The organism is Bradyrhizobium sp. P5_C11_2, from assembly GCF_054049755.1.
Genome location: NZ_JBFULT010000457.1, coordinates 1 through 6087 on the forward strand (window position 1 = coordinate 1; position 6087 = coordinate 6087).

A 6087-nucleotide genomic window follows, 5' to 3' on the forward strand; every position below is an offset into this window, starting at 1 on the left:
CTGCGGAGTATGGGTCCCGGCCTTCGCCGGGACGACAGTGGGGTTTGGGGCAGCGTACCTTCTCCGCCTCGCTCATCTGGGCGTCAGCGAGCGCGTCGTTCGCGTCCGCTATTCCCCTTCGTCACTCGCCAGCACGCCCTTCACCGCCCGCGCCCAGCCCGCGAGCTTCCGCTCCCGCGTCGCCTGGCTCATGTTCGGCTTGAAGCGATGCTCGAGCCGCCAGTTGTCGGCGAACTTTGTCGGCTCGGGATAGACGCCGGCCGCAAGGCCGGCGAGATAGGCGGCGCCCAGCGCGGTGGTCTCCTGGATCACGGGGCGGTCGACCGGCGCGTCGAGCAGATCGGCGAGGCGCTGCATGGTCCAGTCCGACGCGGTCATGCCGCCGTCGACGCGCAGCACGACGCTGGCCACCTCCGAGCTCGGCCAGTCGGCGCGCATCGCGGCCCACAGATCGAAGGTCTGGTAGCAGACGCTTTCCAGCGCGGCGTGGGCGAGCTCGGCAGGTCCGGTGTTGCGGGTGAGGCCGAACAGCGCGCCGCGCACGCGCGGATTCCAGTAGGGCGCGCCCATGCCGACGAAGGCCGGGACGAGATAGACGCTCTGCATGGAGTCGGACTGGTCGGCAAGAGGTCCGGTCTCGGCGGCGTGCTTGATGATGCCCAGCCCGTCGCGCAGCCACTGCACCGCTGAGCCTGCGACGAAGATCGAGCCTTCGAGCGCGTAGGTGCGCTTTCCCCCGAGCTGATAGGCGATGGTGGTGAGCAGCTTGTTCTTCGAGACCACCGGCGTCGTGCCGGTGTTGAGCAGCGCGAAGCAGCCGGTGCCGTAGGTCGACTTCATCATGCCCGGGCGGAAGCAGGCCTGGCCGATGGTCGCGGCCTGCTGGTCGCCGGCGATGCCTGATATCGCAATAGTGCCGCCGAACAGATCAGGGGTGCTCTCGCCGAAACGGGCGGAGGAATCCTTGACCTCCGGGAGCATCGAGCGCGGCACGCCGATGATCTCCAGCAGCTCGTCGTCCCACTGGCCGGTGTGGATGTTGAACAGCAGCGTGCGCGAGGCGTTGGTGGCGTCGGTGGCGTGCACCTTGCCGCCGGTGAGGCGCCACAGCAGATAGCAATCGACGGTGCCGAACATCAGCTCGCCGCGCGCGGCACGCGCCCGCGCGCCGGGGACGTGGTCGAGGATCCAGGCGACCTTGGTGCCGGAGAAATAGGGATCGATGATCAGGCCGGTCTTTTGCGAGATCACGGGCTCGCGGCCGTCGGCTTTCAGCTTGGCGCAGATGTCGGCGGTGCGGCGGTCCTGCCAGACGATGGCGCGGTGCACGGCCTGCCCGGTGGCGCGGTCCCACACCACGGTGGTCTCGCGCTGGTTGGTGATGCCGATCGCGGCGATGTCCTTTGCGGTGATGCCGGCCCGCTCGATCGCGTCGCGGCACACCATCACGGTCGAGGTCCAGATGTCCTCGGGCTCGTGCTCGACCCAGCCCGAAGCCGGAAAATGCTGCGGGAATTCCTGCTGCGCGCGGGCGGCGATCGAGATGTCGCTGCGAAACACGATGGCGCGCGAGGAGGTGGTGCCCTGGTCGATGGCGAGGACGAAAGACATGGAAGCTACCTTGGCGTTTTCTTGGCGTTTTCCCCGAGGGGGATCATTGTGTCGCGCCAAAGGGAGCGGATTAGGGCGGGAAGGTCAAGGCCGCCGCCCTGATCGAGGCGGGTGGCAGTGCATCCAATTCCCGCCCAAAGACTAGGCCAGCGGGAGCGAAAATGGTACATGCCGAACAGGCGGACGGGGCGGCATGACTTTCACCTCTTTTCAGTTTGGCGTATTCGTCGCGGCCGTGTTCGGCGCCTATTACCTGCCGCCCTTGCGCCACTTCCAGGTCCAGCTGCTCGTGGTCGCGAGCCTGATCTTCTATGGCTCCGGCCAGCCGGAGCTGCTGCCGCTGCTGTTCCTCGCCGTGCTCGGAACCTATGTCTGCCTGGTGCTGGCGTTCGACAACCGCGCAATGTGGATGCCGGCCGGCATCGTCTTCAATCTCGCGCTGCTGGCGTTCTTCAAATACAAATTCCTGTTCGTCGACGCCGCCTCGGCCCATCCGACCGGCGTGGCGCCGCTCGATTTCCTGCTGCGGCTGCCGCTGCCGATCGGCATCTCGTTCTTCGCGTTTCACAACATCAGCCTTCTGGTCGACCTCACGCGCGAGAAGCGGCCGCCGCCGTTGCGCGACGTCTTCCTCTACATCATCTTCTTTCCGCAGCTGGTTTCGGGGCCGATCACGCGCGCGTCCCAGTTCATGCCGCAGATCGCGCCCAAGCGGCTCACCGATGTCGACTTCGTGGACGCGGCCAAATGGGTCCTGGCCGGCTTCTTCTTCAAGCTCTACGTCGCGAACAATCTCAACGAGATGACGTCCTACATGGACTATCCGCTCTACGAGACGGTGCGTACGCAGGACCGCTGGCTGCTCGTGTTCCTGTACAGCTACCAGATCTATGCCGACTTCTTCGGCTATTCGGCGATCGCGCTCGGCCTCGGGCTGCTGTTCGGATATCGCCTGCCTGTCAACTTCGACCTGCCCTACATCTCGGTATCGTTCTCCGAGTTCTGGACGCGCTGGCACATTTCATTGTCCAATTGGCTCAGGACCTATCTCTACATCCCGCTCGGCGGCAACCGGAAGGGACCGGCCAGAACCTGCCTCAACCTGATGATCGTGATGACGCTCGGAGGGCTCTGGCACGGCGCGAGCCTGAGCTACGCGTTGTGGGGCATGCTGCACGGCCTCATGCTCGTCATCGAACGGCCCTTTCTGAAGGTGCTGGGCGAGGCCGGCCCCGTCGTGCGGGTCGCCCGCATGGGCGTCGTCTTTTTCTGCGTGACGATGCTCTGGATCTTCTTCAAGCTGCCGAACGTCGATCACGCGCTCGGCTACCTCGCAGGGATGTTCAAGGCGACCGACAATCCCAATCCGACCAAGCTGTTCTACAATCTGGCTCTGCTCTACGCCCTGCCCGTCATCATCCAGCATGTCGGCATCAGTGTGCTCGTCGACAGCAAATTGCGACGATGGGAGCCGTATCTCTATGGCGCGCTCGCGGCCCTGGCCTGTCTCGAGGCCGGCCCCGACGCCGCCTTCATCTATTTCCAGTTCTGACGATGCGACAGATTTCGGGACTTACATGGCTGGTGAAATGCGCGGGCACCGCTGCGGCGCTGCTGCTGGCCTGCGGCCTCACGACGTCGCGGTTCGGCTCCGCACTCCAGCAGCCGACCGTCACGACCCGTGACGGCAGCCTCCTCACCCTCAATCGCTATGTGAGAGAGCCCGTGCCCGATATCGTGCTGGTCGGCAGCTCGGTCACCTGGCGCCTCAAGGAGGAACATCTCTCGCGTTCCCGCGTCCGCAATCTCGCGCTCGCCGCCGGCTCGCCGGTGACCAGCCTGGAGATCGTCGCAAAACAGCCGAGCTTGCCGAAGATCATTCTCATCGAGACGAACGTTCTTACGCGCGCGCCCGACGACGCGCTGATCGAGAGATTTACACGCGGCGCAGGCGCGGAAGGGCCGCTTCTGCGCCCGGTGCGCACGGCGATTGCAGCCTATGAAACGTGGAATCACGGCCCGCCGAATCCCGCCCAGGCGCGCGCCGAGCGGGATCGCCTGCTCAGCCAACCGCCCAGCACATTCGACAACAAGGTGTATCTCGACCGCGCCGTGGAACAGATGAACGAAGGCGACCCGACCCTGCCGGCGCGCGCGAATGTGGCTCGCATCAGACAGCTCATCGACGATATCCAGGGGCGCGGGTCCCGCGCCTTCCTGATCGAGGTTCCATTCGCGGCGGAGATCGAGGACACGCACCTCGTCAGGACAAGCAAGGCGATCGTCCAGGATGCCTTCCCGGATCGGGAGCTGTGGCTGCCGCTCAATCCACCGCGGAGCGAGTTGCGTTGGGCCGACGGCGTGCATCTCGACGAGCGATCCGCCCTGATCGTCGTGCAAAGCATCGAAAGCGCGCTGGCCGAGCGCAGCGACGCGCGGCGGCCATAGCAGGACGGACGACGACTACACCGCCGCCGTGGTCACGCCGCCGTCGATGACGATGGTCTGGCCCGTCATGAAGCTCGAGGCGTCGGAGGCGAGATAGGCGACGGCGCCGGCGATTTCGTCGGGTTCGCCGATGCGGCGCAGTGGCGTGGTGGCGGTGCGGCGCTTGAGCAGGGCTTCGTCTTCCCACAGGGCGCGGGCGAAATCGGTCTTGACGAGGCCGGGCGCGATGCAGTTGACGCGGACGCCCTTCGGGCCCCATTCGCCGGCGAGCGAGCGGCACAGCGCGAAGTCGGCGGCTTTGGAAATGCCGTAGGCGCCGATCACGGTGGAGCCGCGCAAGCCGCCGATCGAGGAGATGATGACGACCGAGCCGTTGCCGCGCGCCGCCATCTGCGGGATTGCCAGTGCCGAGAGCCAGATGTTGCTCTTGACGTTGCTGCCCATGATCTTGTCGAAGGCCTCGTCGGTGATGTCGAGCAGCGGGCCGTAATACGGGTTCACCGCGGCGTTGCAGACGAGGATGTCGATCTTGCCGTAATGCTTCGTCGCGCCCGCGATCAGCGCCTCGACCTCGGCCTTGCGGGCGATGTTGCAGGGGATGACGGTGGCATCGCCGCCGGCCGCAATGATGCCGTCGGCGACCTCCTGGCAGGCCTCGGCCTTGCGCGAGGAGATGACGACCTTGGCGCCTAACTTTGCCAGCAGTTCAGCCGAGGAGCGGCCGATGCCGCGGCTGGAGCCGGTGACGACCGCGACTTTTCCGGTGAGACCGAACGGGGTGTTTTTCATTGTTGTTGGGCTCCGTTGAGGCCATTTACTCCGTCATTGCGAGGAGCTCTTGCGACGAAGCAATCCAGAGATGTCGCCGCGGAGACAGTCTGGATTGCTTCGCTTCGCTCGCAATGACGGTGGAGAGACCTAGATCAACCCGCCACCATCGGCCACGCGGCGCTGGTGATAGTCGGTGTCGCCAAAGCTGTTCTCGATCATGGTGAGGCGCTTGAAGTAGTGGCCGATCTTGGCCTCCATGGTCATGCCGATGCCGCCGTGGAGCTGGATCGCCTGCTGGCCGACGAATTTCAGCGACTTGCCGATCTGCACCTTGGCCGCGGCGATCGCGTTGGCGCGCTCCTTGGCGTCCTCGAAATCACCGGCCATGGTCGCGAACATCGACATCGAGCGGGCCTGCTCGGCGGCGACGAACATGTCGGAGGCGCGGTGCTGCAGCGACTGGAACGAGCCGATCGCGACGCCGAATTGCTTGCGTGTCTTGATGTACTCGACGGTGGTCTTCAGCGATTCGTCCATCAGGCCGACCGCCTCGGCGCAGAGCGCGATGCGGGCCTCGTCCACCACACGCTCGATCAGCGCGAGCGAGTCGTCGGGATTGCCGAGCGCGGCATCGGCGCCGACCTCGACGCCGGTGAAGGTGATGTCGGCGGCATGCAGGCCGTCCTGGGTCGGGTACGACTTCTTGGTGATGCCCTTGGCATTCGCCGGCACCAGGAACACGCCGATGCCGGTCTTGTCGCGGCGGTCGCCCTTGGTGCGGGCGGTGACGAGAAGCGTGTCTGCGTTCTCGCCGTTGAGCACGACGAATTTTTCGCCGTCGATGATCCAGCCGTCGCCCTTCTTCTTCGCCGTCGTGGTGACGTCGAACAGATCGTAGCGCGAGTTCTTCTCGAGCTGGGCGAACGCCAGCGTCTTGCTGCCGTCGACGATGCCGGGCACGTGCGCGGCCTTCTGCGCATCGCTGCCGGCATGGCGCAGGAAGCCGCCGCCGATCACCACGGTGGCGAGATAAGGCTCGAGCACCAGCGCCTTGCCGAGCGCTTCCATCACGATCATGGTCTCGACGCCGCCACCGCCGAAGCCGCCATCGGCCTCGCTGAACGGCAGACCGAGCAGGCCCTGCTCGGCGAGCTTGCCCCAGACCGCCTGGCTCCAGCCGCCCTTCTCCTTCATGTACTTCTTGCGGCTCTCGAAATCGTAGGAGTCGGTCAAGAGGCCGTCGATGCTGTCCTTGAG

5 protein-coding genes are annotated in these 6087 nt (G+C 65.5%); 2 read left to right on the forward strand and 3 right to left on the reverse strand.

Annotation, left to right across the window (positions count from 1 at the left end; all coding sequences use genetic code 11):
- Nucleotides 1–108: 108 nt before the first annotated feature.
- Nucleotides 109–1611 carry a glycerol kinase GlpK gene (gene glpK / locus ACXJL8_RS30915; RefSeq protein WP_456621781.1) on the reverse strand — a complete coding sequence of 501 codons (1503 nt, stop codon included), beginning with the start codon at nucleotides 1609–1611 and terminating at the stop codon, nucleotides 109–111.
- 193 nt (nucleotides 1612–1804) lie between these two features.
- Here glpK and ACXJL8_RS30920 point away from each other — a divergent pair, with 193 nt between their 5' ends.
- Together ACXJL8_RS30920 and ACXJL8_RS30925 are read left to right on the forward strand one after the other, a co-directional pair.
- Nucleotides 1805–3163, forward strand: a complete 1359-nt coding sequence (locus ACXJL8_RS30920) for an MBOAT family O-acyltransferase (protein WP_456621782.1) — start codon at nucleotides 1805–1807, stop codon at nucleotides 3161–3163.
- Between the two features lie 185 nt (nucleotides 3164–3348).
- Complete coding sequence (locus ACXJL8_RS30925; RefSeq protein ID WP_456686143.1) at nucleotides 3349–4059, forward strand: hypothetical protein; 711 nt, start codon at nucleotides 3349–3351, stop codon at nucleotides 4057–4059.
- 15 nt (nucleotides 4060–4074) lie between these two features.
- On the opposite strand, the gene ACXJL8_RS30930 is transcribed toward ACXJL8_RS30925, so the two are convergent.
- Together ACXJL8_RS30930 and pimD are read right to left on the reverse strand one after the other, a co-directional pair.
- A complete protein-coding gene (locus ACXJL8_RS30930; protein WP_456621784.1) occupies nucleotides 4075–4848 on the reverse strand; it encodes an SDR family NAD(P)-dependent oxidoreductase in 774 nt (257 codons plus the stop codon).
- Nucleotides 4849–4977: 129 nt separating this feature from the next.
- Nucleotides 4978–6087: pimeloyl-CoA dehydrogenase small subunit (gene pimD / locus ACXJL8_RS30935; RefSeq protein ID WP_456686144.1), on the reverse strand; the 1110-nt coding region annotated here is incomplete at its 5' end.

Excerpts from the sequence above, each read along its gene's own strand:
- glpK (WP_456621781.1), bottom strand. The coding sequence starts at position 1,611 with ATGTCTTTCGTCCTCGCCATCGACCAGGGCACCACCTCCTCGCGCGCC.
- ACXJL8_RS30920 (WP_456621782.1), top strand. The coding sequence starts at position 1,805 with ATGACTTTCACCTCTTTTCAGTTTGGCGTATTCGTCGCGGCCGTGTTC.
- ACXJL8_RS30930 (WP_456621784.1), bottom strand. The coding sequence starts at position 4,848 with ATGAAAAACACCCCGTTCGGTCTCACCGGAAAAGTCGCGGTCGTCACC.